General features: G+C 45.3%; 1 protein-coding gene. It reads left to right on the top strand.

What is annotated here, in order from left to right:
* Positions 1–508 (top strand): LPS assembly protein LptD (lptD, locus tag R7R78_RS29720; protein ID WP_225475040.1); only part of this gene is annotated, 508 nt, incomplete at both ends.

Here is a 508-nt window from a genome sequence, read left to right as displayed (position 1 = left end):
CCAGCTGAGCTACGGTGCAAGGACGCGCTTCTTGGATGATGACTACAACGAACGTTTGAACGTGTCGTTTGGTCAGATCTACTACTGCGATAAGAAGACGAAAATCAGCAATAGCCCGAACATTCCAGACGAGACAACCAACTACTCTTCATGGGCAGTTGAAGCTGATTTCAACTACAACGACTACCTGTTCTATCACGGTGGCGTTCAGTACGACATCGACTTAAGCTCAATGCAGCTTGCCAACAGTACGTTGGAATATCAGTTTAACGGCGGCTTTATTCAAGGTAACTACCGCTATGTCACTCGCGAATACATCGAAGATACGATCATTCTCGAAAACCTCGACACTATTACTCGTAAAGGTATTTCACAAGCAGGTATCGTAGCGGCATACGAGTTCAACCGTAACTGGTCTGCAAGCGGTCAGTACCACTATGACCTAAATGAAAATACCGATATTGAGTGGCTAGCAAGCCTACCTTACCAATCTGATTGTTGGTACATT

Source organism: Vibrio sp. 2134-1, from assembly GCF_033339495.1.
The sequence above is the reverse complement of the archived record's forward strand: the minus strand, read 5'-3'. Positions and strand labels throughout refer to the sequence as shown.